The sequence below is a fragment of the Trinickia mobilis genome (assembly GCF_017315705.1).
In the GTDB taxonomy this organism is placed as follows: domain Bacteria; phylum Pseudomonadota; class Gammaproteobacteria; order Burkholderiales; family Burkholderiaceae; genus Trinickia_A; species Trinickia_A mobilis.
In genome coordinates this window covers 11,918-37,295 of sequence record NZ_JAFLRF010000042.1, presented here as the reverse complement: position 1 = coordinate 37,295, position 25,378 = coordinate 11,918, and the positions used below count along the sequence as shown (strand labels likewise).

Below are 25,378 nucleotides of genomic sequence, written 5' to 3'. Positions count from 1 at the left end.
CGACAGATGCGCCCGCGATTGATTGGTATCGGACTTCTGCCGCTGGCGCTCGCCGCATGCATGTCCGCCCATCCGCCGTTCGGCATGCCCGACGCGTCGGTGATCGGGTTCGACGGTCGCCGGGCGATTTCGCCCGACTGCGCCGCGCTGGACCAGCCGTCAACCTTGGTCGACGCGGGCTCCGGGCGCCCAGGCATGCCGTTCGGCTGCGCGACTTACACGAATCTCGCGGTGATGCTCGCACGGCCGGCTGATCTGACCGAACCGCTGCCCTATGCCGGCGCGGACGCCGCGATGGCGGCAAGCGCGGTTCGCCGCTTCGACGAAAATCGCATCAAGGAGCCCAACGTCACTTCGACCACGACTCGACCGGGTCAGTAACGGGCCACCGACCATCATGAACGCCCAGGAATTTCTTCGTCCCAAGAGTTCGGCCGCGACACACGCGGTGGACTTGCTCGCGGTCCTCTCCGATGCAGCTAGCGTCGAAGCGGTGAAGAGCCTGATCGTCGATCAGGCCATATCGCACGCACGCGCGCAGATCGGCAGCATCGACGACGCCATCAGGCTCTTGCAGGTGCTCGAGAGGCCGCCCCGCCAACTGCTCGTGGACGTATCCGGCTCCACCATGCCGCTATCGGACCTGGAACGCCTGGCCGAAGTGTGCGCTCCATCGGTGGCGGTTGTGGTGATCGGCGATCGCAACGATGTGGGCCTGTTTCGCAGCCTGCTCGAGATCGGCATACAGGACTATCTCGTCAAGCCGCTGACGGTCGAACTCGTACAGCGCGCGCTATCGGCCCGGGACCCTTCGGCACAGGCGCGTACCGGAAAAGTGATCAGCCTCGTCGGTGCCCGCGGGGGAATCGGTGTCACGACGATTGCTGTATCGCTCGCGCGCCATCTGGCCGACGAGACGCAGAGACAAGTCGCCTATGTCGACCTGGACCTGCACGGCGGCGCGGGCAATTCGATGCTTGGGCTGCGCACCAACAACGGCCTGACCGGCCTGCTCGAGGACACGCGAGCCATCGACCCGCAGTCGATCGTCGGGGCCCTGGTTCCGGCCGGTGACCGGCTCTTCGTTCTGTCGTCGGAACTCCCCTACGACGCTGAGTTCGCGCTGCGCCCCGGCGCCATCAGCGAGCTGATCAATACGCTCAAACGGCGCTTTCACTATGTCTTGCTCGACCTGCCAGGCCGGGGTGGACACAGCGTCACAGAAGCGCTCGATGCTTCCCAGGTTGTCTGCATCGTTGCCGATCCTTCGGTCCATGCGGCGCGTGAATGCGTGCGGCTGCTCCGGTTCGCCGAGGATCGCACCGGAGAACCGGTCGTTTCGGTGCTGCTGAACAATCCGCTTGAGCCGGTCGCGGACCGCGTTCAACCCAAGGACTTCCAGCGTGCGCTTGGACGCTCGGTGCTGCATGAGCTGCCGTACGATCCGAAGTCCCTCGCGAGGGCCGAAAATCTGGGCGAGCCGGTCGCCGGCCGCAAAAAGCAGCCCGGGTTCGCCGCAGCAATCGAACGGATCGCCAACGGCCTGACCGGCCGCGAATCGTCGGCGGCGCCTCTTCCGTGGCATGCCCGTCTGATGACACCGAGGAGAACGCCGTAATGTTTGGCGCAAAAAAGCACATGCCGACGGATTCGTTGCCCGCCGACGCACACGTGCGCGCCGAGCAACCGGCGGCCGCTCCGCCCGCGCATCCGCGCATGCCGACGGACGGTCACGAGGCGCTGATTCGCTCGGACAACTTCAAGAAGATCCGAGCCGTGGTGTTTGCCTCGATGAACATGTCTGCGGCGCTGATGAAGACACGCGAGCAGGTGCGCGCCGGCATTGAGGAGATCGCCGTCGACGTAGCGGCGCGAGAGCAACTGAACGTCACTGCTGCGGAGCAGGCACTGATCGTCAGCGAAATACTCAATGACATGTTCGGTGTCGGGCCGATCGAACCGCTTCTGGCTGACGAGACCGTGACGGACATACTGGTCAACGGCCCGGATCAGGTCTACGCGGAGCGGCACGGCCGACTCGAACTCACGCCGCTGAAATTCCGCGACAACGCACATGTGGTCAACGTGGCACAGCGTATCGCCGCTGCGGTCGGCCGACGCGTCGACGAGAGCAGCCCGATGGTCGACGCGCGACTTGCCGACGGTAGCCGCGTCAACGTGGTGTTGCCGCCGATTGCGCTGCGAGGCGCGTCGATTTCGATCCGGAAGTTTTCCAAGCGCAATATCACGCTTGCGCGCATGGCCCAGCAAGCCAATATCTCGCCCGAGATGGTGCGGGTGCTCAAGATCGCCAGCGCCTGCCGCCTCAACATCATCATCTCCGGCGGCACAGGCTCGGGCAAGACCACCTTGCTCAACGCACTGTCGCACCACATCGACGAACACGAACGTATCGTGACCATCGAGGACGCCGCGGAACTGCAACTGCAACAGCCGCACGTGGTCAGCCTTGAAACGCGTCCCGAGAACAGCGAAGGACTCGGCGCGGTATCCCAGCGCGACTTGGTGCGTAACGCACTGCGGATGCGGCCGGACCGCATCATCCTCGGTGAAACGCGTGGCCCCGAAGCATTCGACGTACTGCAGGCGATGAACACGGGCCACGACGGGTCGATGACGACAATACACGCCAACACGCCGCGCGATGCCATCACGCGACTCGAAAGCATGGTGATGATGGCAAACGGCAATCTGCCGCTCACGGCGATCCGACGGCAGATCGCCAGCGCCGTGCACCTGATTCTGCAAATCGAACGCATGCGCGACGGCGTGCGGCGCGTCACGCGCGTAACCGAGCTTGCTGGAATGGAGGGCGACGTGATCATCACGCAGGATCTTTTCGCCTTCCGTTACGACGCCAGCGCCTATCAGGAAGACGTCAAAGGCGCGTTCGAGTCGTCGTCGTTGCGTCCCGTGTTCGCGGCACGCGCCGCCTACTATGGCCTTGAAACGACGCTCATGGAGGCGATGCGCACATGACTCCAGCGGACATCGTGGCAGCGGGTGCGTTTTTCGCCATCGTACTGGCCGGAATGATCGTGTCGTCGTTGCGCGAGATGGCTCGTCGCCGGCCAAAGCCTCGCATCCGGGCGCGGCTGAGCCAGATTCAGCAGTTGCGCGTCGCAAGTCAGCAACCCGCGGCGCGGGACACAAGTGGAGAACTCTTCGAGCGGCCAAAGGACTATGGAGCGATCGAAGCGTGGTTCCAGCAACGCGTGCGGCGCTTGCGAGCCGTGAGCGGTGCGGGCGGCATCCGCCTCGTATTCGCCAGTGGCATCGTCGGCGCGGCGATAGCGTTTATCATCGTGCGCCTTTCACCGCTTCCGGGATGGTCCGCTCCGTTCGTCTACGGAGGCACGCCGGTCCTGGCGATGAGGATCACTCAACGATTTTTGATCGCGCGCTTTCGCACGCGGTTTCTCACGGTGTTTCCGGATACGCTGGACCTGATCATCCGGGCCGTGCGCGCAGGAATACCGGTAGTGCAGGCAATCAGCACGGCTGGGCACGAGGCGGAGGAACCGGTGCGCTCGACCTTTCGCACGATGGGCGACAGCTTGCAACTTGGCGCGGACCTGAAAGAGGTGCTCGACAAGGCCGCCGAACGACTGCAGATCGCCGATTTTTCTTTTTTTGCAGTATGCCTGCTGTTGCAGCGGGAAACGGGCGGGAATCTCGGAGAAACCCTTGAGAATCTGTCGGGCATTATTCGCTCCCGCAGGGACATTCGACTGAAAACCAGCGCGCTGACCGCAGAAGGCCGCATCGCAAGCAAGATCATTGCGGCGGTGCCGTTCTTGATCACCGGCCTGCTCTATGTGATCAACCGGCCTTATGTGGACCTGCTGTTCCATACGCGCGCCGGCCACAAGATGCTGACGTTGGCGGCAGTGCTTCTCGTCGCCGGCCTCTCGATGATTCAAAAAATTTCGAAGCTGGACACATCGCGATGAATTTCATTGGAACCGATACGGCTCGCGAACTGGCGCTGCTGCTCGTGCTGTGCGGCGGCCTGCTGTTCGCGCTGATGTGGCCGCGCAGAACGCGCCGCCGCATCGCACAGCGGGCGTACCACGCGGCGATGGGCGCGGACACACAGCACCTGCCGGGCGCGGAAGAGCACGCTACCGAGATGTGGCAACGGCTCATAAGGCGTTTCGCGACGCTTGGCGAAAGCGTTCCGCTGGGCGATGCGGCTCAGCGCAACAAGTTGGCCGAGCAACTGGTCCGCGCGGGCTTTCGTGAGCGCCGGGCGATCTCCGTGATGATCGGCCTCAAGCTGCTGGCCGGCGCATTGCCGGCACTGGCGGCGATCGTGCTCGGCCCTCATGTGCCTCGAATCGGCGGCTACTTCGTGTTTCGCGCACTGATGATGGGCGGGGCGTTCATCGTCGGGATGATCCTGCCCGAGTTGGCGCTCGGCGCCATGGTCAGCCGTCGTCAAAAAGCAATAGCGTCATGCCTGCCCGATGCGCTCGACCTGCTGGTGATTTGCACCAATGCCGGCAACAGTCTCGTAGTAGGCGTGAAGCGCGTTGCGCGCGAATTGAAAACGATTTGTCCGCCGCTCGCCGACGAGTTCTCTGTCACCGGCGACGAGTTGCAGATCGGCGGTGACAGCGCGGTCGCACTGCGCCGCCTGGCTGCCCGAATCGGCCTGCCGTCGGTACGCGCGCTCGTGACCACGCTGGTTCAGTCGCAACAATACGGCACGCCGATCACGCAATCGCTTCGCATGCTGTCTCGAGCCGAGCGGACCGCGCAAATGCTGGCGCTCGAAGAAAAGGCCGCGAAACTGTCGGTCAAGATGACGTTGCCGATGATGCTTTTCATTCTGCCGACGGTCGGCCTGATAGCAGCCGGACCGGCGGTGATTCGCCTGGTGACCCTATTCAAATGAAACATTTTCCAGTGTTGTTGCGGTCCCTTGCGACTACGTTGCCGCTGGCCTGCGCCCTATTGGCCGGCTGTGCCGGCGGCGGAAGTTTCAGCCCCCGTCCAGTATCGTTGCAACACGGCACCGATGGCACGAGCGACGAACGGCTCGCAGACAGTGTGTTGCAGGCGGGCGACGTTGAACTCGCCGCCACGCTGTTCGAGAAAGCGCTCAAGTCCAACCCGAACTCGCTCGATGCGCAACTGGGTCTCGCCGACTCGATATACGAGACCGGCGACCTGGAGCGCGCCCGCGCGCTATACCAGCTGGCGGCCCTTCAGCTTGCGGCACGACCGGCAGCGCAGCTTGGTCTCGCGCGCATCGCGTTACGGCAGCGTCGCCTCGATGATGCAGCGGCGCTCTATCGCGGCCTGCTCGCGGCGCAGCCTGACAATCCAGTGATCAGCGAGGGTCTCGGCACCGTGCTCGACCTGCAGGATCGACACAGCGAAGCGCAGGACGTTTATCGCAAGGCGCTTGCCGTGCATCCCGAGGTAGAAGGCTTGCGCGTGAACCTCGGCCTGTCGCTGATCCTTCAAGACAAGCCGCGTGAAGGTGCGAACGTCCTGCTCGACGTTGCCGGCCTGCCCGATGCGCCATCGCAAGCGCGCCAGGACCTGGCGCTCGCCTACGGGTTGCTTGGCAATGCGGATGCGGCGAAGAGGATTCTGCTGGTCGACTTGCCTCCTTCGTCAGTCGACGACAACTTGCGCTTCTATCAGAGCCTGCGCGGCAGGCTCGACGAGTATCGAGCCGCAGGCGGCCGCGCGGACGGCACGGCCACGCCGGCAGTTTCGCCGGGCGCCAAAGCGTCGCCGCAATGAATCGGCGCGCGTTCATGTTGAATCGATCGCCGCGAGGTGCGCAGGCGCGCAGTGCGGGACTGCCCCGCGCCAGCCGTGGAGCGATCGCGCTCGAGTTCGTTCTCGTGCTCCCGTTCCTTTTGATTGTGTTGTTCGGCATCATCGACGTGAGCCTCCTGCTAAGCGACAAGGCGCTCATCACCAACGCCAGTCGCGAAGCGGCGCGCGCCGGCGTGGTGGTGCGGGTTCCGCAGTTGACGCCCACCGAGATCAGCAACGTCGCCCTCAACTACTTGCAGAACAGTCTTATCACGGGAGGCACCGCGACGACACCGACCGTAACCGTGAAGCAACCTGTGGGTACGTCGCCCGGCAATCCGCTGAAGGTCACCGTAATCTATCAGTATCAAGGCCTCGTGCTGGGTTCTATATTCAGCTCGCTGACCGGCCCGATTACGGTGACGGCCGTCACCGTAATGAATTACGAATGAGGCCGGCGATGCGCTATCGGACATTCCCTTCGCGACATCGGGCTCCTCGCGCCGCGTCCCGGCAACGCGGCTCCGTTGCACTATTCTTTCTGCTGTTCCTCATAGCGTTGCTGGGCTTCGGTGCATTCGCGATCAACCTCGCCCGTGTGGATGTGGTAATCAACGAACTGCAAAATGACGCGGACGGCGCGGCACTGGCTGGCGCCTCCCAGTTGGTGACTGCCGGCGGCAACGGCTCGAACTGGACCCAGGCCCAGGCGGCAGCGGCCAACGCCGTAACGTTGAACCGCTCCGACGGACAAACGCTGACGACGGGTGCGGTTCAGGCCGGCTACTGGAATCTAACGGGCAGTCCGGCCGGTATGGAAGCAACGACGATTGCACCCGGCATCTACGATGCTCCCGCTGTGCAAGTCACCGTGACGCGCGCGACGAACCAGAACGGAGGCCCGATCGCGTTGTATCTAGGGAGCCTGCTGAACCTGTTGAGCGTGCCGGGCAGTGCCACTGCGGTGGCGGTGGCCGCGGCGCCGAGCACGGTCGATGCGGGCGGCTTGTTTCCCGTGGTCCTGGCTCAGTGCGTCTTCAATCAATACTGGGACGCGACGACCAATCAACCCGTGATCGATCCGACGACGGGCCAGCCTTACGAGTTCCGTATCACCAACGGCCAGATGAATGGCGGCTCGTGTGATGCCGGTCAATGGACCGCGTTTCTCGAAAACGCGAACAATGTGCCGACGATCGACAACCTGATTGTGAACGGCAATCCGTCACCCCTGAGCATAGGCGACAGCATCTGGATCGAACCCGGTGCAAAAACCGCCATTTATGGCTCGGTGCCGACTAATGTGACGGTCGTCATGCCTGTCGCCGCACAGATCGACAGCAAGACGTATGTTCCGATAGTGGCTTTTGCCGCGTTTCACATCGACGCATCGGTCGGCGGCAGTGGGAAATACATTCAAGGACATTTCGTCGGCGGCTACACGCTGACCACGGCAGCGGGCGGCGTCGGACCGGCCTACGGCGCGTATATGGCACCGCGGCTCGCGCAGTGACGGCCGTCGCCGAATGCCGCGATGGATCGGCGGCGGGGACCAAGTCCAGATCTACGCCTATCGCGACAACACATCGATACGATAGCGATCCGCACGCTCAAGCCGCCTTCAACAACCCATGCGGATCGATCACAAACTTCCGCGGCGCGCCGCCATCGAACTTGCGATAGCCTTCCGGCGCTTGATCGAGCGAAATCACCGGCACGTTGACGATCTTCGCAATCGGCAGCCGGTCCCACAGAATCGCCTGCATCAGATTGCGGTTGTATTTCATCACCGGTGTCTGCCCGGTATGGAACGAATGCGACTTCGCCCAGCCGAGGCCGAAGCGGATGCTCAAGCTGCCGTTGCGCCCGGCGGCATCCACGGCGCCCGGGTCGTCGGTCACGTATAGGCCGGGAATGCCGATCGAACCCGCTGCCCGCGTGATTTCCATCAGCGAATTGAGCACCGTCGCGGGTGCTTCTTCCGTGTGTCCGCTGCCGTGGCCGTGCGCTTCAAAGCCGACGCAATCCATGGCGTAATCCACCTCGGGCCTGCCGAGAATCTGCTTCAAGAGAGGTTCATCATCGAGAGGGGCTCGAATCCATTTCGACGCTGGTCAACACAAAGGTGCGGAAAATGCTGCGATTTCTTACCAGACACGGACCACGGACGAGGAGACAACTGGCGGCCATAAGCTGTCCTTCGCCAAGGTCGGCTTTCCGGTAGCTCGTAGAGTGGTACTCGGGCCGGGCGGGGAAGCGAGTGCTTCCAGCTTTCACTTCCAACTTCGACACGCGTAGCCGTTTGGCAAGTCGGCCTGAGCCAGCGCGCAGGCGGCATCAGGCCAACTGCTGGGTTGCTAGGAACGACGGAACATTCCCCGCTGTTTGCCAAGACCTTCGATAAGCCGACCAGACTTGACCAATGCACGACACGCCTCCTGAACATCCCACGGAATTTCGTTGAGCGTATCCGCGACATCGACGTATGGAACGAGACCAGCGCGCGGCCAAACGTCCAAAACCCTCTTAGCGAGTGATCCGATGTCGATGCTTTCTACAGGAGCGGTGCCTGAGACGCGATCGAGACCGAACATCAAGATGCGGTCTCTCCAAATTATGAAGTGGCTCTGACAGCCGGTGTCACGCCATACCGATGGGAACAACGTAACGCTCTTGTCGGCGTCGCAGTAGAAGCGCCAAGCCTTGCCGGCGCGCTTGTCAACGTTCACCGGAATCTGTTCGCCACAGCCGCAAGGGCATTGCAGCAAGAGCCACCTCGGTGTCTCACGGCAAATCAAGACGGCATCGCCAGGTGCTTTCAAGAATTCGTCTGCACCTGCGCGCGACGTGAGTTCAGCTTTGAGTGCAATTCGAAGCGTCTTCATAGGCTGGGCGTGGTTTCCGGCGCCGACAGCGCCATTAGGATTTTTTCTCCGAGCACGTATGCGAGAGCTCGAACGGCCTCACGTGTCAAGGGAGCCGGGTTCACATCCATCTCCTCGGTTGAGGAGCGGAAGTCTTCGGGATTGCATGCCTTCTTAAGCAACACAGCTGCGAGAGTCAATCCATACTGCCGTGGCGAACGCTCCATTTGCCGGGCCTGCATTCGAATCTGGCGTACGCTGTCAACGAACCAAGCGGAGCCGTCCTGCGGAAGACAAAAGTGATCGTCACCATAGAAGGCACTAGCTGAATACATCGAGACCAGCGAAGCCAACAGTGCGGCGCCGGTCCGTCGGTCGCCAATGAACCCATCAATGAAGAGACCGCCTTCGAGGGATGCAGCGTCATAGAGCAGCGGCATGCCGAGTTGAATGCGTTCAAGATCGATAATGACCGCGTCGTTCGAGCGTACGAGCACGTTCGTTGCATGTAGATCACCATGCACGACGCCGACTAGTACTGGCTGACTTATCTGCGATTCAAAGACCTGCCTCAGATATTCCGGTGGGTGAGTTCCACCGTATGCTTCTATCAGCGCAGCGCGATGCGGTGGGATTGCTTTGGGGAAATGGTTGCCTAGGTACTCAGCGAGCGGCACTTCGGCGTCTAGTGCGGCTCTTCGCCACGCAAGTAAGGTCAAATTGAAGAGGTTGCCAATCGCCGGAACCCCTCGCCCCTCGCGAGCGCAGTCCCGCAACGCCTCTGCGCCTGAAACATAGTCGCTCACGATGAGGCCTTGGGAGCGGCCGAGCACACACCGGTCCATCCGTAACCGCGGTCCTAAGTGATATGGCACGTTCTCAAGCGCGGTCGTTCGATACTTGTGGTACTCCCGGCTAACCTTGACTCGACTGCCGAGTTTCACAAAAAACCGATATGGCCAGTCACCCCCGACCACGTTCTTGCTCATGTGCGCAAATGCGTCGTAGGCGCCTACGCCAGAAAGTCCGTTCGCCTTGGCATTCAGCCGAACTGAGGAGCAGTTCCAGAATGCTCGCCGGACGAGAAGCTCTGCTTCCGACTCCAGGTGAATGGCGTTGTGATTGACATCGTAGATTTCAATTTTTAAATCTTGATTGGGTGCCTTACCTGCCGGATTTTGAACAACGAGATTCGCTAGGTTGTCCCACGCTGTTTTGTCCGGCAGCACATGAACAAACGGGGCAAATACCGGATGATTGACGCCTTCGAACCAGTCGCCATAGAAGAACTTCCCATCCGTCTCCACAAAGCCAGAAGGTGGCAACTGCTGACTGTTCAGGGCTCTGAGCACGATGTCCTTGTCGCCGATGGCCTCTGTGTATCTGACATACAATCGGCAGTCATGATTGAGCAAGTCGGCCAATTGCTCTAACTGCTCTCGCACTTGAAATCGTTCCGTTTCGCCTGCGATTTGTGTGAGCACCACGCAATCCGCTGTACTGGCCTCCAGTGCGCGACCAATAGGATCGCTGTTAAGCACAAAGCAATCGAAGCCTCGTCGACCGAACGCCTTTAAAGCTTCCGGAGGTACGTCACCAACGAATGCAACTCGTCTTCTGATAGGGCCCGCGCAGAATTCGTGAATCGGCATTTCAATCAAGCCTCGTGAAGAGTTGTCGATCGCTGCCCCATGCGATCGCTCCCGCACGGGAGCAGATGAAGCAGTTTTTCTTAGCTTGGCCGCGGACTGCCCTGAGGCTTGATGCGCAGCCGTTATAGATCAAGTGCGTCGACTCGAAAGGCGCTCCGGCGACCGCACCTAAGAGCATCGAAACCGCCAGAGAAACGACTGTTCCGTTGAGCGAGACAACCGACGGCGCCGGTTCGCGAGAGCCAGGGATGTATGGATCGAGTCGACGTTCGGGCTCATTCATCATGTCCCGCCGAACTTGCTCCGCGTCAAGAAGCGAACTGCACCACAAACACGGTAGGCCAGGCGCCAGCATTTGGATGCGTCCAAAAATTCCGGTTATGCGACCTTCCGATTGGGTGATCGTCGACCCCATGTCGATGCATGGGATGAGATGCTGGTACGCGATCTGCTGCAGAACCGCACGACTGCCATGTGAGTCGGTGCACGACAAGATTAGGTCTGCGTCGATGAGCTTGCGGGCAACGGAGTCGTGCACAACGTCGCCGACATGCTCGAATATCGTTGTTGCGCTGCTGAAGCCCCGTATGTACTTGGCCGCGACTGAAACCTTGGCCGAGCCGATGTCAGCCACGGTCGCTCCGACTACGCGGTTTAAGTTCACCTCCTCGATGGTGTCGGGATCAACCAAAATGAAGTGACGGACGCCGAGGTGCACGAGTTGCTGTGCAGCGATGGATCCTGTTCCACCCAGGCCGACGATTGCGACTCGAATGCTTTCCAAGCGCTGTTGCCCAAGGGCTCCGAACGCTCGCACTTGACGGTCAAACATAGTCGAAGGAGCATCTACTGAGAAGCCAGGATCGAAGGCGATACTGCGCTTCGGACCGACCATGACCACCCGCAGTTCGTCGGAGGTGCCAAGGATTCTGGCACGCAGGCCGCCAGCGCTCATGACCAGCGCAGCGTGCCGTTTTGGACCGCAGCGAATCGTCAAGAATGCGGACAACACACGCTCACCGCGGTTATCAACAGGCGAGAAGACTGGCGCTTTCGCCCCTGGGTGGGTGTGTACGAAGACCAACGAAAGACCGGACCTCACCGCTTGCTTCGCCACCCGGGCGACAAATCCCGGCGTCAATTCTGCGTCGTGCGTACCTTGGCTCGTGTAGTCAGTAGCCTCGGGATAGCTGATTTCGCGAACAAGAAAGCGCACTTGCCCGTCGCTTCGCCTGCTTTTCGATGCGAAGAGAACCGCACAGCGTTCTTCGACGCAGGGCAGCAGATTGGCTTGGAGCGACTCGAAATCGCCAGCAGCGATGCAGAGTTCGTGCCTCATCGCGCCGGCCGTAGTCGATCTAGGATCAGCTGATAGAACCCTGCAAGCGTGTTGACGTTGGGATTCCACCCTTGGACGTGCCACGAGAACCAAGTTGTGCTTCGTCCTGCCATTGGGTCGCCGGGGATAGGGTTTCCATCGTTGGAAGCCTGTGGCGTTGCTCCGTTGGCAAGCCTCAGGCCACCCGGTTCAACCCAGAAGCAATCCGGTGCGGCGCCCGGGTAGCCAGGAGGCGCCACGAATAGCACCTCTGCGGTGGGTCGATTCCATCCTCCATTCAAGTCGACGTTGCTCACTTTGATGAGCGCCCCCCCGTTGGGCATCTGCTGGCTCTCAACGACGGTGTTTGGACTCTTCTGACGAAGCCGCTCACGTAGTTCTTCGAGTTGCTGTTCGATCATGCTTGCTGCTTCCCGAAGGTGGCCGGCGGCACGGCAAAGAAATGCTTTTCCTTGTGGTCCATCGGCACCGTTTCACCATCAGAGATTGCACGGTCCGGTGTATCACCTTGCTCTTCAAGGTACAACTGATAGTTGCCAGCCACACCTGCGATGTTCTTGATTTCGAGGCCCGACAGATACGTCTTCTCGGTAGCGTATGGCTTGCCGTCAACAAAGAAGTGGTAGGTCGCCGCATGCGCAAGTTCGGTCATTTCAGATTCCTTCACAGTAGTTAGTTGGAAATTTGCACGTCGGGCAGCTTTCTCGCTTTTGCGAGCACATCTGATAGTTCATCCCGGTTCTCGAGTTCAAGAGGCTGCTCGGTAAGAGGGATAGGTTCTAGGCGTTCGAGGTGCAACTGACGAACGACGTAGAACGCTAAGGCTCTGCGGCAGTGGATCGCAAGCCGACCGTTTGTCATTCCGAAGTCAGTTTCGATCGCTGCCCTTTGGCCGCTTGAAAGCCCAGTCCTGGCTTTCACGACGACATCAACATGCGATTGCCAAGCAATGTCGTCCCTAGGGTCGACGCTTCGGGGACGTGAGCCCGACACTTGCATGACCCGCGAGAGAACGAAATCACGGAAATCGGCGTTCGCATGACACCACGCACGCACGTGCCACCGCAGGCCATCGGATGCCAACGCGTGAGGCGCGATCCATCGAACTGAGGGGTCTGGCTGACGCATTGACTGGTAGGTCACTTCAATCTCCTCCTCATCGCGCATCGCCCACAAGAGGCGCAGGAGATTGAGATCTGACACCGGCCTGGACGGGTATCGCACTATGTCGCATGGTGGTTGCCAACCAATGAAACATGCCGATTGGGGAGCAACTCCGGCTGTCAGGTCACTCAGCTGACTCAGGTACAGCTCGGCATCGTTTCCTTCGAAAACGGAAGCAAAGTTGCTGGCGGCGCGGAATGTCTTGGCCTGTTTGTCATAGTGAATGTTGTTAGGTGCCAAGCGCGCATAGTTGGCCAAATCGGCTGACGCCTGCTGAATTGAGATGCCAAAGAACGCGACGAGTTCAGAGCGATTGATCCTGCCTTCCCATCGCAGGCGGAAGTCAATGAACTCAAGGCGACGCTCGGGGCCCCAACGTGCGGACGGTGCATTGAAGTGTTCGGACATGTCTTAATGGGTAGCGTTACTAGATTGATCTAGTTTGTATGCCCATCTTACTCGCCCTTGGAATGCGCCGCAAGGTGTTGCTTGACGAGTACCCTTCTAGGGAGGAAATTATCGGCGCCGCCGGCACTCCGAGCGCGGCTACCCAATCGGTCTACATGCGCCTTCGGAAGGGGCCTGTGGCGAAAGGACATGGACAGGCGTCCTTCATTTGGGCGGGTGCCGGCTGCGGACAGATGCAGCAACATGTAGGTAGCTAACTCATAAACCATTCGGGTTTTGGTGGCGCTTCAGGGATTCGAAACCATTAGCTGCCAACCACACACGCCGCGGCGGCGTCCTGAAGGTCAGCTTCCGGGCGACGAGTTCAGTAGTTCGAATGTCGCAGATGGGTCGCTTCCGGCCATTGCAACGGGACAGGCACCAAGTCTAGCGAATACACATCACATTTCTGATTTCGCATAACGAATGATAAAGTCGCGTACTTCCGTTGTGCTAGAAAATCCTTGCCAAATGAATCAAAGCAAATGAGCCATGTAGGATTGACTGCCTTGCGCATCCGCGAGCGCGCCGTATTGCACTACTACAACGATATCGCAGACAACTGCACACACGGCGTTGGCACGCTTGCACATCATGGCCCCTGCACGGAAGATGAGCTTCGGCGGCCCGTTACACCTGCAATGAAACGCGCATTCGTGATGATCGCAGCCGTGTCCCGGTTGGCACTTGCCGCCCCCAATCCGGTGGACGAATTGGCCGCGCGAAGTGGACTGCCTGCAAGCGAGGTAGGTGCCTTGCTTTCGAACTGCGACGCCGATCAGACCAGCATGAATTTCTGCGCATGGCGAGATCAAATCGTGGCCGAGCAGGAATTGCAGCGAATCGTAGACCAAAAATCCGCTGCGTCACCGGATTGTGGAGTCACATTAAAGAAGAAAATCACGGCGTGGAAAAAAAACCGCGACTCCAGTTGCAAGAAATCAGCTGACCGCGAATGGCATGGCGGCTCCATGCTGCCCGCCGCTATTGCCATATGCGCTACGGCCGAGACGAAGCGCATGACAAAGGCTATTCGCGCGAAGAAATGTAATTGAGCGCGGCCCGGGGCGGACCCGAGGCCGAAGCGGATGCTCAAGCTGCCGCGGTGCGCCGCGCTGTTCGCCGCCGCGACCCGTTCGAGCGTAGTCCGCAACGCCGGGCCGCAATCGTTCAAAACCCGACACGCGCTTGCCCAACGCCGACATCCCAGCGCCTGAGCCGCTTTTATTGATTGAACGTTCAAAATAAAACAACTATCCTCGAGGCCTCTCGACGCACAACGAAACCGGAAACGACCATGCCCAAAGTCGGAATGCGCGAAGTGCGCCGCGCCCAATTGATCGACGCCACGCTGCACACCATCGACGAAGCCGGCCTGTCCGGCACGACGCTCGCGCTCGTCGCGCAGCGCGCCAACATCTCGACAGGCATCGTCAGTCACTATTTCGGCGACAAGAACGGCCTCATCGAAGCCACGATGCGCCACGTCCTGCGCGATCTGTGGGCTGCCACGGCGCGGCGGCGCACCGCGGCGAAGGCCGATCCGCGCTCGCGTTTGCGCGCCGTCGTCGCCGCGAATTTCGATGTGAGCCAGATCAGCGCCCCCGTGATGAAAACGTGGCTCGCATTCTGGTCGCAGAGCATGCATGAGCCGTCGCTCAAGCGCCTGCAGCACGTCAATACGCGGCGCCTCCACTCGAACCTCAGCGCGGAATTCGGCAAGGCGATGCCGCGTGCTGCCGCGCGGCGCTCGGCGAGCGGTCTCGCGGCGATGATCGATGGCCTCTGGCTGCGCGGCGCGCTAAGCGGCGAGCCGTTCGATACGAAAGCCGCGATCCGCCTCGCCAACGACTACATCGATCTGCTGCTCGCTCGACACGCGTAAATACGAATCACGCGTACGTCCCGTTGCTTTCGCTCTCGGTCGCGCCGAAGTCGCGATTTGCGCATCCAAGGAGAAAATATGAACCGCCCCCACGCTTACACCGCTTACGGCCTGCAACGTCTTTACATCGGCGGCGCTTATGTCGACGCCACCAGCGGCGTCACGTTCGACACCTTCGATCCCGCCACCGGTGAGACGCTCGCCTCGGTCCAGCAGGCAAGCGAGGCCGACATCGGCCGTGCGGTGCAATCCGCGCACGAAGGCCAGCGCGCGTGGGCAGCGATGACCGCGATGCAGCGCTCGCGGATCCTGCGGCGCGCGGTCGAATTGCTGCGCGCACGCAACGGCGAGCTCGCCGAGCTCGAAATGCGCGACACGGGCAAGCCCATTGCGGAAACGCTCGCCGTCGACATCGTGACCGGCGCCGACGTGATCGAGTATTACGCGGGGCTCGCCACCGCCATCGAAGGCCGGCAGATTCCGCTGCGCGCCGAATCGTTCGTCTATACGCGGCGCGAACCGCTGGGCGTGTGCGCAGGTATCGGCGCATGGAACTATCCGATTCAGATCGCCTGCTGGAAATCGGCACCTGCGCTCGCTGCCGGGAACGCGATGATCTTCAAGCCGAGCGAAGTCACGCCGCTGTCCGCTTCGAAGCTCGCGGAGATCTACCTCGAAGCCGGCGTGCCGCCCGGCGTCTTCAACGTCGTGCAAGGCGACGGACGCGTCGGCGCCATGCTCGCCGCGCACCCGGAGATCGCCAAGGTGTCGTTTACGGGCGGCGTCGAAACGGGCAAGAAAGTGATGTCGCTTGCGGGCGCGTCGTCGCTGAAAGAGGTGACGATGGAACTCGGTGGCAAGTCGCCGCTGATCGTGTTCGGCGACGCCGACCTCGAGCGCGCCGCCGACATCGCCGTCACGGCGAATTTCTTCAGCGCCGGGCAGGTCTGCACGAACGGCACGCGCGTGTTCGTGCATCGCTCGATCACGGAAGGCTTCAAGGCGCGCGTGCTCGAACGCGTGAAGCGCATTCGCGTCGGCAAGCCGTCCGACCCGGCGACGAACTTCGGTCCGCTCGCAAGCGCGGCGCAGCTCGACACGGTGCTCGGCTACATCGAAAGCGGCAAGCGCGAAGGCGCGCATGTGCTCGCGGGCGGCACGCGCCTCGTCGACGGCGAATTCGCGCGCGGCCAGTATGTCGCGCCGACGGTGTTCGGCGATTGCAGCGACGACATGCAGATCGTGCGCGAGGAAATCTTCGGCCCCGTCATGTGCCTGCTCGACTTCAACGACGAAGACGAAGTCGTCGCGCGCGCGAACCATACGCCGTACGGCCTCGCCGCAGGCGTCGTCACGGAAAGCCTGGCGCGCGCGCACCGCGTGATCCATCGGCTCGAAGCGGGTATCTGCTGGATCAACACCTGGGGCGAGTCGCCCGCCGAAATGCCGGTGGGCGGCTACAAGCAGTCGGGCGTCGGGCGCGAAAACGGCATCACGACGCTCGAGCACTACACGCGCATCAAATCCGTGCAGGTCGAACTCGGCCGCTATCAACCGGTGTTTTGAAGCCCAGCGGGAGGCAACATGAACGACCCCCACGCTCACTATCGTTCGCTGCCCCCCGAGGGGGCGGTTGCCTCCCTTGGGGCGGCCCAGCGGGAGGCAACATGAACGACCGCGAATACGACTACATCGTCATCGGCGCCGGCTCGGCCGGCAACGTGCTTGCGACGCGCCTGACCGAGGACGCCGGCGTGACCGTGCTGCTGCTCGAAGCGGGCGGCCCCGACTATCGCTTCGACTTTCGCACGCAGATGCCGGCCGCGCTCGCGTATCCGTTGCAAGGCCGGCGCTACAACTGGGCCTACGAGACCGATCCCGAGCCTCACATGAACCATCGCCGCATGGAATGCGGGCGCGGCAAGGGGCTCGGCGGCTCGTCGCTGATCAACGGCATGTGCTACATCCGCGGCAATGCGCTCGATTTCGACGGCTGGGCCGAAAACAAAGGCCTCGATAACTGGCGCTACCTCGACTGCCTGCCGTACTTCAAGAAAGCCGAGACGCGCGATATCGGCCCGAACGATTATCACGGCGGCGACGGTCCGGTGAGCGTGACGACCAGCAAGCCCGGCAACAACCCGCTCTTTGCGGCGATGGTCGAAGCCGGTGTGCAAGCGGGCTACCCGCGCACCGGCGACTTGAACGGCTATCAGCAAGAAGGCTTCGGCCCGATGGACCGCACGGTGACGCCGAAAGGCCGGCGCGCGAGCACCGCGCGCGGCTATCTGGATCAGGCACGCCAGCGCCCGAACCTGACGATCGTCACGCACGCGACCACCGATCGCATCCTGTTCTCCGGCAAGCGCGCGATCGGCGCGCAATACCTGCATCGCAACGCGCGCATCACGGCGCACGCGCGGCGCGAGGTGCTGCTGTGCAGCGGCGCGATTGCGTCCCCGCAGATCCTGCAGCGTTCAGGCGTCGGCCCGGGCGCATGGCTGCGCGCGCTCGACATCCCCGTCGTGCTCGATCTGCCCGGCGTCGGACACAACCTGCAGGACCATCTCGAGATGTACATGCAGTACGAGTGCAAAGAGCCGGTCTCGCTCTACCCCGCGCTCCTGAAGCGCAACCAGCCCGCGATCGGCATCGAATGGATCCTGAAAGGCACCGGCATCGGCGCGAGCAATCACTTCGAGGCCGGCGGCTTCATCCGCACGCGCGACGACGACCCGTGGCCGAACATCCAGTATCACTTCCTGCCCGTCGCGATCAACTACAACGGCTCGAACGCGATCGAGATGCACGGCTTCCAGGCGCACGTCGGCTCGATGCGCTCGCCGAGCCGCGGGCGCGTGAAGCTGCGCTCGCGCGATCCGCACGCGCATCCGAGCATCCTCTTCAACTACATGGCCGAGCCGCTCGACTGGCGCGAGTTCCGCGACGCGATCCGGATCACGCGCGAGATCATCCGTCAGCCCGCGCTCGATCGCTATCGCGGCCGCGAGCTGAACCCCGGCGCCGATCTCAAGACCGACGCCGAACTCGACGCGTTCGTGCGCACCCGCGCCGAAACCGCCTACCACCCGTCGTGCTCGTGCGCGATGGGCTACGACGAGATGGCGGTCGTCGACGGCGAGGGCCGTGTGCATGGGTTGGAAGGCTTGCGTGTCGTCGATGCGTCGATCATGCCGCGCATCACCACCGGCAACCTCAATGCGCCGACGATCATGCTCGCCGAGAAGATCGCCGATCGCATTTGCGGACGCGAATCACTTGCGCGTGCCGATGTGCCGTACTTCGTCGCCAACGGCAAACCTGCGCGGCAAACCGCCGATACGAAGTGAAGGCTCCTTGCGCTCCGCGTCGGCACGTGCAGCATGGAGCCGGCGCGGCAGTCAGCGAGCCGCGTCGCCCCAGCGATATTCATGCGTGAGCTCGTCGAGCTTCGCCTTCAATCCGGCGTCGAGCGTCATGTCGGCTGCCGCGAGCGTAGCGGTCAATTGCTCCGGGCGGCTCGCGCCGATGATCGCCGACGTCACGACCGGATTCGCGAGCACCCACGCAATCGAAGTCGTGGAAAGTGCGAGGCCTGCCTCCTCGACGGTCTTCTTCAGCGCCTCGATCGTATTGAACTCGCGCTCGTGCCAATAGCGCTCCTGATACATCGCGCCCGCGTTGCCGACCGTGAAACGCCCTTCCGGGGGCGCCGCATCGCGCCGGTGCTTGCCGGTCAAAAGCCCACCCGCGAGCGGGTTATACGGGATCACGGCCAGACGTTCCTCGCCGGCCAGCGGCAGCAACTCGCGCTCGATCTGCCGAAACAGCAGGTTATAGCGCGGCTGCACCGAAACGAAGCGTGCGAGGCCGCGCAGATCGGCACGTCCAAGCGCCTTCGCGAGCCGATACGCCAGAAAATTCGACACGCCGATATAACGCACGCGGCCTGAGCGCACGATCGTATCGAGCGCTTCGAGCGTTTCGTCGAGCGGCGTGTCCTGATCGTCCGAATGCAGCTGATAGAGATCCACGTAGTCGGTTCCCAGCCGCGCGAGGGACGCGTCGATTGCATCGAGCAAATGCTTGCGCGATGCGCCCTTGTCCCAAGGCGAAGGGCCGACCTTACCGACTGCCTTGGTCGCGACGATGAAGCGCTGACGCTTGCCTTTCAGCCAGCGGCCGACGATTTCCTCGGTCCGTCCAGCCAACTGCTCGCCGCCTCCAAGCGGATACACGTCGGCCGTATCGATGAAATTGATGCCGCCGTCCGTCGCCTGATCCAGGATCTGCTTCGATACGGCTTCGTCGATCTGTAAGCCGAACGTCATCGTGCCGAGGCACAAGTTCGACACCGTCAGGCCGGTATGGCCGAATTTCGTGTATTGCATGATGGCTCCTGGGTTGCGAGGCGATGCGGACAAGGCGACAGCATAGCGCTCGTGCGCAACTCATGCAGGACGCGACCAGGCGTCGAAGTCGGCACGCGTCCAATCCAGCTCGACTCCGATGCGCTTCGTGCCGGGCCGGATCTTCGGCTTGTGCAGCGCGAGCGTCAGCGCATCGAGAGCGGGCCATTCGCGAAACGACAGCACCGCCATCTCGACGGCCAGCATCTCGAGCAAGCGCGTATGCGGCTTCGTCGCGAGAAACGCGGCGATGCGCTCGCAATAGCGCTCGTAGTCGATCCATCCGCCCGTTTCCGACGGCACGCAACGGTACGTCAGGCGCGCATCGATCACGATCGGCTGCGGGGCCGCGTGCTCATGGGGATGAATGCCGATGCGCGTCGGCACGGCCAGCTCGTCGATGAACACGCGCCAGCCGCGCCCGCGGCGTGGCGCGCCTTCACGCAGCGGGTCGAGGGAGGCCGGCAGCTCCGCAAGCGGCACAAAAGGTTCGTGCGGTTTCACGACATCAGCGGCGCGGCAGCGTCGAGCAGGATGCGGCAGAAATAGTCGGCGAAGCTGCGGCGCACGATGATCTCGAACGCGTTCTCTCCAGTCGGAATCAGCACGATCGACGCCTTGAAGAAATGGCTTTGCGCGCACTGTCCGCGTGCGAACACGTGCGGATGCAAATCGAGCGGACACCCGCGCGAGAGCACGTCGCGCACGCGCTCGCCGCTCGCTTCGACCACCGTATAGCCGCTGCCGACGTTGACCGCTGCGGCATAGGCGCCGTCGAAAGCGACGCGCAGCTTCGTCTCCAGCGTCGCCGCGCGCGCCTCGTGCGAGCGCACGAGCCACTCGTCGGGTCCGAGCCACAGCACGTCGCAGCCGTTGCCCTGCGCGACCGTGTTGGCCTTCGCGGGCGGACGGCAGCCGAGCACGCTTTGCACCGCGCTGACGAACGCGGCATCGTCGAGATCGCCGCGCAAATTGACGAGTTCGAGAAACGGCCGCTCGTTCAAGCGGAAATATTTCGACGCCGCCGCTTGATGCGCCTGCATCAGATCCTGCACGCCGACGAGCGGCGATTCGAAGCGCACGCCGCGCTCCACGACGACCGAAGCATGGCCCCTGCCTTCATTCCACATGTTGACGCACTCCTTCGATATCGTAGAAAACCGGGCTCGAAATCTTCGCGGCGACCTGCTTGCCGTTTGCGAGCGGAATCGTGACCGTCTCGCCCATCTTGCCCAAGCCCCCCTTCACCACCGCGAGCGCGATCGAGCGCTCGAGGATCGGGCTGTAGTAGCTCGACGTGACGTGGCCGATCATCGGCGCGATAGCGCCGAACCGGTGATCGACAGCGCCCCCGGACCTGTCGCTGCGCGCCAGGCCCCCCGAGGGGGCAGAAGAACTTGGGGCGGCCCGGCGTTCTCCTGAGAGCGGCGTCGCGACGATCTGGGCGCCTTCCGGCAGCACGCACGAGGCGTCGTCGGTCAGCAAGCCGACGAACTGCTTGCGCCCCTCCTTCGCCGTATCCGAGCGCGTCAGCGAGCGTCTGCCGAGGAAGTCCTTCGACTTCGCGACGAGCCCGCCCATGCCGAGGTCGAACGGCGTGATCGAGCCGTCGGTGTCCTGGCCGACGATGATGTAGCCCTTTTCCGCGCGCAGCACGTGCATCGTCTCGGTGCCGTAGGGCGTGATGCCGAACTCGTCGCCGGCGGCCATCAGCGCTTCCCACACCGTGCGGCCGACGTTGGCCGGCACGTTGACCTCGTACGCGAGCTCGCCCGAGAAGCTGATGCGCATCACACGCGCGGCGACGCCCGCAACCATCCCTTCGCGATAAGTCATGAACGGGAACGCCTCGTTCGCGAATTCGATATCGCCGCACACTTTCTGCAGCACCTTGCGGCTCTTCGGGCCGACCACGGCGAAGGTCGCCCAGTGGTCCGTCACCGACGCGAGACGCACTCTCAGGTTCGGCCACTCCGTCTGCAGCCAGCGTTCGAGCCAGGTGAGCACGCGCGCCGCGCCGCCGGTGGTCGTCGTCATCAGGTAGTGGTGGTCGGCCAAGCGCACGGTCACGCCGTCGTCGAACACCATGCCGTTCTCGTCGAGCATCAGCCCATAGCGGCACTTGCCGACTTCGAGCTTGCTCCACGGATTCGTGTAGACCCAGTTCAAAAGCTGCGCGGCGTCGGGCCCCTGAATGTCGATCTTGCCGAGCGTCGATGCATCGAGAATGCCGACGCCGTTGCGCACCGCCAGACATTCGCGCGCCACGGCGGCATGCATGTCCTCACCCGGCTTCGGGTAATACCAGGGCCGCTTCCAGTTGCCGACGTCCTCGAACATGGCGCCGTGCCCGGTGTGCCATTCGTGGAGGCAGGTCTTGCGGATCGGATCGAGGAAGTCGCCGAGCTCGCGGCCCGCGAACGCGCCGAACGAAACGGGCGTGTAGTTCGGGCGGAACGTCGTCGTGCCGGTTTCGGGAATCGACTTGCCGAGCGCGCCGGCGAGAATCGCCATCCCGTTGATGTTGCCGAGCTTGCCTTGATCGGTGCCGAAGCCCATCGCCGTGTAGCGCTTGACGTGCTCGACCGACTCGAAGCCCTCGCGCGCGGCGAGCAGGATATCGGCCGCGGAAACGTCGTTCTGGAAGTCGACGAACTGCTTCGGTCCGCGCGCGGCGGCCTCGCGGCTGCCGACGAGCCACAGCGGCAAGAGCGGCGTCTCGTCGAGTTCGGCGACCCGCGGCGGCGCCGGCCGCTCGGCCTTGAAGCCGGCCGCCTTCGCCGCTTCGACGCCCGCATCGACCGCAAACCGCAAGCCGCGCGCGAGGCTGAACTCGCCCGCGGCCGCACCGGCGCTGCACTCCGCCTGCATCGCCTTGCCCGGCACGAAGCACGCCTTCTGATCGTTCCAGTGCGCCTTGCCGCCCGATTGCGCGAACAAATGCAGCACGGGGCTCCAGCCGCCCGACATCGCGAGCAGATCGCACGGCAGGCTCATCGGCTTGCCGTCGGCCTTGCCGTTCGCAAACGATGCCACTTCCGCCGACGCGACGCGCCACTTCCCGTGCGCCTGCGTCACCACGGCGCCGTTGAGCACCTTCACGCCTTGGCGGCGCGCGGCGTTCGGCAGCGTGCCGTTGCCTTGCTCACGCGGGTCGACGACCGTCACCTTCGCTCCGCATGCCTTGAGATCGAGCGCGCATTGATAGCCGTCGTCGTTGTTCGTGAACACGACCGCTTCGCGTCCCGGCAGCACGCCGAAGCGCTGCACATACGTCGACACCGCCGACGCGAGCATCACGCCCGGCAGATCGTTGTTGCCGAACACGAGCGGACGCTCGTGCGCGCCGGTTGCGAGAATCACGCGCTTGGCGCGGACCTTCCACATCAGCTCTCGCGTGCCCTTGCGCATCGACACCGGCAGATGATCGGTCAAACGCTGCACGACGGTGACGAGATTGTGGTCCTGATAGCCGAATGCCGTGCTGCGCGTAAGGACCTTCACGTCGGGCATCTGCGAGAGCGCCGCTTCGATTTTCTCGACCCATTGCAGCGCCGGCTTGCCGTCGATCTCCGCCTTGCACGACAGCAGGCTGCCGCCGAGTTCGCGCTGGTCGTCGACGAGGATCACGCGCGCGCCGGCCGCACCGGCCGCGTGAGCCGCGGCAAGCCCCGCCGGACCGCCGCCGACGACGAGCACGTCGCAATGCGCGTAGCACTTGTCGTAGCGGTCCGCATCGCGCGTATCGGGGGCCTTGCCCAAGCCCGCCGCCTCGCGGATCTTCTCTTCGTACTTCGGCCACCATTTGCGCGGCCACATGAACGTCTTGTAGTAGAAGCCCGCCGGAATGAAGCGCGCGATCTTCTGATTGACGGCCATGCGGTCGTGTTCGATCGAGGGCTCGGCATTGACGCTCGCCGCGACGAGCCCCTGATACAGCTCGACTTCGGTCGCGCGCGCATTCGGCACCGCGTACGCGCCGCCCTCGAGCTGCACGATGGCATTCGGCTCTTCGACACCGGCCGTCACGATGCCGCGCGGCCGGTGATACTTCCAGCTTCGCGCGACGAAATGCACGCCGTTGGCGAGCAGCGCCGATGCGAGCGTATCGCCCTGATAGCCCTGATAAGTCTTGCCGTTGAACGTAAATGCGAGCGGGATCGCGCGATTGATCCGGCCACCGGTACCGAGGCGGTCTTTCTGGCTCATTTTTGCTTGCCCTCTTGTGCGGCGTTGCCGGCTGCTTTGGCGGCCGCTTCGGCCTGCGTCGGGAACGTTTGATATCCCTGGATTGCGTAACTCACCGTGTCGCGCGTCGCCATGAACCAGCGGCGGCATCCTTGCGTATGCAACCATTGCTCGCGATGCAGGCCGCGCGGGTTCTTGCGCATGAAGAGGTAATCGCCCCATTCGCGGTCGGTGAGCTTGTCGGTGTCGAGCGGGCGCGCGATGTCCGCTTCGCCCCCGCATGAAAATTCGGATTCGGCGCGCGGCCCGCACCAGGGGCATTCGATCAGCAGCATGGAGGTCTCCGTGTATGCGTAGGGTTAGTGGGCCACGGCTGCGGCGCCGTGTTCGTCGATCAGATGGCCGGTGTAGAAGCGCTCCAGCGAGAACGGCGCATTGAGCGGATGCGGCGCATCGTTGGCGATCGTGTGCGCGAACACCCAGCCCGAGCCCGGCGTCGCCTTGAAGCCGCCCGTGCCCCAGCCGCAGTTGAAATAGAGGCCCTTCACGCCGGTCTTGCTGATGATCGGGCACGCATCCGGCGACACGTCGACGATGCCGCCCCACTGCCGGTTCATCCGCACGCGCGAGAACACCGGGAACATCTCGACGATCGCCTGCAGCGTGCCTTCGATGATCTGAAAGCTGCCGCGCTGGCCGAAGCCCGTGTATTGATCGATGCCCGCGCCGATCACGAGGTCGCCCTTGTCGGACTGGCTGATGTAGGCATGCACCGCGTTCGACATCACGACGGTATTGACGACGGGCTTGATCGGCTCCGACACGAGCGCCTGCAGCGGATGGCTTTCGAGCGGCAGGCGGATGCCGGCCATGTCGGCGAGCGTCGTCGTGTTGCCCGCCGCGACCACGGCCACCTTGTTCGCCTTGATGAAGCCCTTCACCGTCTCGACGCCCGTCACCGCGCCGTTCTCGCGGCGAATGCCGGTGACCTGGCAGTTCTGGATGATGTCGACGCCGCGCGCATCGGCGCCGCGCGCGAAGCCCCATGCGACCGCATCGTGGCGCGCGACGCCGCCGCGCCGCTGGATCGATGCGCCCAGCACGGGGTAGCGGCTATTGAGGTTGATGGTCGGCTCGATCTCCTTGATCTGCGCGGGCGTGAGGAACTCGGCGTCGACGCCGTTGAGCCGGTTCGCGTTCACGCGCCGCTCGGTGTCGCGCACGTCCTGCAGCGTGTGCGCGAGATTCATCACGCCGCGCTGGCTGAACATCACGTTGTAGTTCAGATCCTGCGCGAGGCCTTCCCAGAGCTTCATCGCCTTCTCGTACAGCGCGGCCGATTCGTCCCACAGGTAGTTCGAGCGCACGATCGTCGTATTGCGCGCGGTGTTGCCGCCGCCGATCCAGCCTTTCTCGACCACCGCCACGTTCTTCACGCCGTGCTCTTTCGCGAGGTAATACGCGGTGGCGAGCCCGTGCCCGCCGCCGCCGACGATCACCACGTCGTACTCGCGCTTAGGCTCGGGGCTTCTCCATTGACGCTCCCAGTTCTCGTGATACGACAACCCGTTGCGCAACAAACTGAAAATCGAATAGCGGCTCATGGCTAAAGTCCTGCTTGGCTTAAGGCG

24 protein-coding genes and 1 pseudogene are annotated in these 25,378 nt (G+C 62.8%); 12 read left to right on the top strand and 13 right to left on the bottom strand.

The genetic code is table 11. The features are described from left to right. The first annotated feature begins 6 nt into the window (after positions 1 to 6). The 8 genes from J3489_RS31570 (at position 7) to J3489_RS31535 (ending at position 7,312) form a co-directional block, all read left to right on the top strand. Complete coding sequence (locus J3489_RS31570; RefSeq protein WP_207004750.1) at positions 7 to 381, top strand: CpaD family pilus assembly lipoprotein; 375 nt, start codon at positions 7 to 9, stop codon at positions 379 to 381. A 16-nt stretch (positions 382 to 397) separates the two neighbouring features. Beyond that, on the top strand, positions 398 to 1,618 hold the full coding sequence (locus J3489_RS31565) for a CpaE/TadZ family protein (RefSeq protein ID WP_207004767.1): 1,221 nt from the start codon (positions 398 to 400) through the stop codon (positions 1,616 to 1,618). Continuing rightward, the gene (locus J3489_RS31560; RefSeq protein WP_242540458.1) at positions 1,618 to 3,000 is read left to right on the top strand and encodes a TadA family conjugal transfer-associated ATPase; all 1,383 of its coding nucleotides are present in this window, start codon (positions 1,618 to 1,620) and stop codon (positions 2,998 to 3,000) included. The genes J3489_RS31565 and J3489_RS31560 overlap by 1 nt, the downstream gene beginning before the upstream one ends. Beyond that, on the top strand, positions 2,997 to 3,974 hold the full coding sequence (locus J3489_RS31555) for a type II secretion system F family protein (protein WP_207004749.1): 978 nt from the start codon (positions 2,997 to 2,999) through the stop codon (positions 3,972 to 3,974). The genes J3489_RS31560 and J3489_RS31555 overlap by 4 nt, the downstream gene beginning before the upstream one ends. Then, entirely contained in the window at positions 3,971 to 4,921 is a 951-nt protein-coding gene (locus J3489_RS31550; protein ID WP_207004748.1) for a type II secretion system F family protein, read from the top strand. The genes J3489_RS31555 and J3489_RS31550 overlap by 4 nt, the downstream gene beginning before the upstream one ends. A gap of 107 nt (positions 4,922 to 5,028) precedes the next feature. Then, a complete protein-coding gene (locus J3489_RS31545) occupies positions 5,029 to 5,781 on the top strand; it encodes a tetratricopeptide repeat protein (RefSeq protein WP_309491450.1) in 753 nt (250 codons plus the stop codon). 14 nt (positions 5,782 to 5,795) lie between these two features. Continuing rightward, entirely contained in the window at positions 5,796 to 6,251 is a 456-nt protein-coding gene (locus tag J3489_RS31540; protein ID WP_242540461.1) for a TadE/TadG family type IV pilus assembly protein, read from the top strand. An 8-nt stretch (positions 6,252 to 6,259) separates the two neighbouring features. Then, a complete protein-coding gene (locus J3489_RS31535; protein ID WP_207004745.1) occupies positions 6,260 to 7,312 on the top strand; it encodes a TadG family pilus assembly protein in 1,053 nt (350 codons plus the stop codon). A gap of 97 nt (positions 7,313 to 7,409) precedes the next feature. Here the strand turns inward: J3489_RS31535 and J3489_RS31530 are convergent. From J3489_RS31530 to J3489_RS31500, 7 genes and pseudogenes are all read right to left on the bottom strand, one after another. Continuing rightward, positions 7,410 to 7,868, bottom strand: a pseudogene (locus tag J3489_RS31530) (MDR/zinc-dependent alcohol dehydrogenase-like family protein); the annotation flags it as partial. A 288-nt stretch (positions 7,869 to 8,156) separates the two neighbouring features. Next, positions 8,157 to 8,684, bottom strand: coding sequence for a ubiquitination-like system serine protease family protein (locus J3489_RS31525; RefSeq protein ID WP_207004744.1), 528 nt, complete (start codon positions 8,682 to 8,684; stop codon positions 8,157 to 8,159). Further along, positions 8,681 to 10,315 (bottom strand): phosphotransferase, encoded by a 1,635-nt coding sequence (locus J3489_RS31520; RefSeq protein ID WP_207004743.1) that lies wholly within the window; start codon positions 10,313 to 10,315, stop codon positions 8,681 to 8,683. The genes J3489_RS31525 and J3489_RS31520 overlap by 4 nt, the downstream gene beginning before the upstream one ends. Position 10,316: 1 nt before the next feature. Next, a complete protein-coding gene (locus J3489_RS31515) occupies positions 10,317 to 11,654 on the bottom strand; it encodes a HesA/MoeB/ThiF family protein (protein ID WP_207004742.1) in 1,338 nt (445 codons plus the stop codon). Then, a complete protein-coding gene (locus J3489_RS31510; RefSeq protein WP_207004741.1) occupies positions 11,651 to 12,055 on the bottom strand; it encodes an E2/UBC family protein in 405 nt (134 codons plus the stop codon). Before J3489_RS31510 ends, J3489_RS31515 begins: the two co-directional genes overlap by 4 nt. Beyond that, a complete protein-coding gene (locus tag J3489_RS31505; protein ID WP_207004740.1) occupies positions 12,052 to 12,306 on the bottom strand; it encodes a multiubiquitin domain-containing protein in 255 nt (84 codons plus the stop codon). Before J3489_RS31505 ends, J3489_RS31510 begins: the two co-directional genes overlap by 4 nt. A 20-nt stretch (positions 12,307 to 12,326) precedes the next feature. Next, complete coding sequence (locus J3489_RS31500) at positions 12,327 to 13,226, bottom strand: BrxR family helix-turn-helix transcriptional regulator (RefSeq protein WP_207004739.1); 900 nt, start codon at positions 13,224 to 13,226, stop codon at positions 12,327 to 12,329. A 524-nt stretch (positions 13,227 to 13,750) separates the two neighbouring features. On the opposite strand from J3489_RS31500, the gene J3489_RS31495 reads away from it, so the two are divergent. The 4 genes from J3489_RS31495 (at position 13,751) to betA (ending at position 18,500) form a co-directional block, all read left to right on the top strand. Beyond that, positions 13,751 to 14,320: a lysozyme inhibitor LprI family protein gene (locus J3489_RS31495; RefSeq protein WP_242540457.1), complete on the top strand. Its 570-nt coding sequence runs from the start codon at positions 13,751 to 13,753 to the stop codon at positions 14,318 to 14,320. A gap of 242 nt (positions 14,321 to 14,562) precedes the next feature. After that, positions 14,563 to 15,150 (top strand): transcriptional regulator BetI, encoded by a 588-nt coding sequence (gene betI, locus J3489_RS31490; RefSeq protein WP_207004738.1) that lies wholly within the window; start codon positions 14,563 to 14,565, stop codon positions 15,148 to 15,150. 78 nt (positions 15,151 to 15,228) lie between these two features. After that, a complete protein-coding gene (gene betB / locus J3489_RS31485; protein ID WP_207004737.1) occupies positions 15,229 to 16,716 on the top strand; it encodes a betaine-aldehyde dehydrogenase in 1,488 nt (495 codons plus the stop codon). A 101-nt stretch (positions 16,717 to 16,817) separates the two neighbouring features. Beyond that, entirely contained in the window at positions 16,818 to 18,500 is a 1,683-nt protein-coding gene (gene betA, locus J3489_RS31480) for a choline dehydrogenase (protein WP_207004736.1), read from the top strand. Between the two features lie 51 nt (positions 18,501 to 18,551). Here betA and J3489_RS31475 read toward each other — a convergent pair whose 3' ends face one another. The 6 genes from J3489_RS31475 to J3489_RS31450 are packed head-to-tail and all read right to left on the bottom strand — an operon-like array spanning position 18,552 to position 25,351. Next, positions 18,552 to 19,541 carry an aldo/keto reductase gene (locus J3489_RS31475; protein ID WP_207004735.1) on the bottom strand — a complete coding sequence of 330 codons (990 nt, stop codon included), beginning with the start codon at positions 19,539 to 19,541 and terminating at the stop codon, positions 18,552 to 18,554. A 60-nt stretch (positions 19,542 to 19,601) separates the two neighbouring features. Continuing rightward, positions 19,602 to 20,063, bottom strand: a complete 462-nt coding sequence (locus J3489_RS31470) for a dihydroneopterin aldolase (protein ID WP_207004734.1) — start codon at positions 20,061 to 20,063, stop codon at positions 19,602 to 19,604. Continuing rightward, entirely contained in the window at positions 20,060 to 20,689 is a 630-nt protein-coding gene (locus J3489_RS31465; protein ID WP_207004733.1) for a sarcosine oxidase subunit gamma, read from the bottom strand. The genes J3489_RS31470 and J3489_RS31465 overlap by 4 nt, the downstream gene beginning before the upstream one ends. After that, positions 20,679 to 23,768 carry a sarcosine oxidase subunit alpha family protein gene (locus J3489_RS31460; protein WP_207004732.1) on the bottom strand — a complete coding sequence of 1,030 codons (3,090 nt, stop codon included), beginning with the start codon at positions 23,766 to 23,768 and terminating at the stop codon, positions 20,679 to 20,681. The genes J3489_RS31465 and J3489_RS31460 overlap by 11 nt, the downstream gene beginning before the upstream one ends. Continuing rightward, positions 23,765 to 24,082, bottom strand: coding sequence for a sarcosine oxidase subunit delta (locus J3489_RS31455; protein WP_207004731.1), 318 nt, complete (start codon positions 24,080 to 24,082; stop codon positions 23,765 to 23,767). The genes J3489_RS31460 and J3489_RS31455 overlap by 4 nt, the downstream gene beginning before the upstream one ends. 24 nt (positions 24,083 to 24,106) lie before the next feature. Next, the gene (locus J3489_RS31450; RefSeq protein WP_207004730.1) at positions 24,107 to 25,351 is read right to left on the bottom strand and encodes a sarcosine oxidase subunit beta family protein; all 1,245 of its coding nucleotides are present in this window, start codon (positions 25,349 to 25,351) and stop codon (positions 24,107 to 24,109) included. Positions 25,352 to 25,378 lie beyond the last annotated feature (27 nt).